The sequence below is a fragment of the Bacillus sp. EE-W1 genome, assembly GCF_009760835.1.
Classification (GTDB): domain Bacteria; phylum Bacillota; class Bacilli; order Bacillales; family Bacillaceae_G; genus Bacillus_A; species Bacillus_A wiedmannii.
Genome location: NZ_WIPE01000084.1, coordinates 1 through 1,421, shown reverse-complemented (window position 1 = coordinate 1,421; position 1,421 = coordinate 1). Strand labels below are relative to the sequence as shown.

Sequence of the window (1,421 nt, the reverse complement as noted above, 5' to 3'; positions counted from 1 at the left end):
GTCGGTTTCTGTCGGTAAGTCGATATATTTAAAAAATTGCTGATATAATTGGAGTTGTGGCGATATGTTTGGAAAATCGCCGATATAAATTTCATTTACTATCTACTATCGTATTGCTTAAAATAAGGTTTCTACGTATTGGATATCTATTTTTTTACAAAAAATGCCCTTTTTTTCATAAAAAATACGAAAATACGAGAAAAGAAGCGAATTTTTTTGAAACTTTTGCGGGAAAATATTGTATGAGCCTGCGTTTTTATCGTATCATTAGTAAAAGGAAGAACTCGGGACGATTGGTGGCATCTGCAAATAGAGTTGATGTCTTTTTTTCATTCAAGTAACCGATACATAAAAATAGATAACAAAAATAGAAGGAGTGTGCGATGAGATGAACGTAACAATTTATGATGTAGCGCGTGAAGCAAACGTTTCAATGGCTACCGTATCTCGTGTAGTGAACGGTAATCCAAATGTAAAGCCTACAACAAGAAAGAAAGTATTAGAAGCAATTGATCGTTTAGGGTACCGCCCAAATGCGGTAGCACGTGGACTAGCAAGTAAGAAGACAACTACAGTAGGTGTTATTATTCCTGATATCTCAAATACGTTTTATGCAGAACTTGCTCGTGGAATTGAAGATATCGCAACAATGTACAAATATAACATCATTTTAAGTAACTCTGACCAAAACAAAGAGAAAGAGTTCCATTTATTAAATACGATGCTTGGAAAACAAGTGGACGGAATTGTTTTCATGGGTGAAGATATTACAGACATTCACATTGAAGAATTCAAAAAGTCTCCAGTACCAATCGTATTAGCAGCGTCATTTGATGAGCAAAATGAAACGCCATCAGTAAATATTGATTATACGCAAGCAGCTTACGACGCAATGAAGCACTTTATTGAGCAAGGGCATACGCGTATCGGTTTCGTCTCTGGTCCTTTCATTAATAAAGCGGGAAGCGCGAAGAAGTTACAAGGTTATAAAAAAGCTTTAGAAGAAGCAGGTATTTCATATGATGAAAATCTTATAATCGATGGAGATTACACATATGATTCAGGTATCGAAGCATTCGAAAAGCTTTGGAGCAGTGATGAAAAGCCAACAGCAATCTTCGTATCTTCTGACGAAATGGCACTAGGTGTAATCCATGCAGCACAAGACGCTGGATTAAACGTACCAACTGATGTAGAAGTACTTGGTTTCGATAATACACGCCTTGCATTAATGGTTCGTCCGCAACTTTCAACAGTTGTACAACCAATGTATGATATCGGTGCAGTAGCAATGCGTCTATTAACAAAGTATATGAACAAAGAAAAAGTGGAAGATCACACTGTTATCTTACCTCACCGTATCCAATTTAGAGATTCAACGAAATAAGTATAAAAAAGCTCACAGCAATTGCTGTGAGCTT

1 protein-coding gene is annotated in these 1,421 nt (G+C 36.3%); it reads left to right on the top strand.

Annotated features, from left to right (window positions below; all coding sequences use genetic code 11):
• Positions 1-388 precede the first annotated feature (388 nt).
• A complete protein-coding gene (gene ccpA, locus GFJ36_RS24085) occupies positions 389-1,387 on the top strand; it encodes a catabolite control protein A (protein WP_001103309.1) in 999 nt (332 codons plus the stop codon).
• The last annotated feature ends 34 nt before the right edge of the window (positions 1,388-1,421 follow it).

Bases quoted from the DNA above. Each gene is read 5' to 3' on its own strand.
- ccpA (WP_001103309.1), top strand. From the start codon at position 389: ATGAACGTAACAATTTATGATGTAGCGCGTGAAGCAAACGTTTCAATG.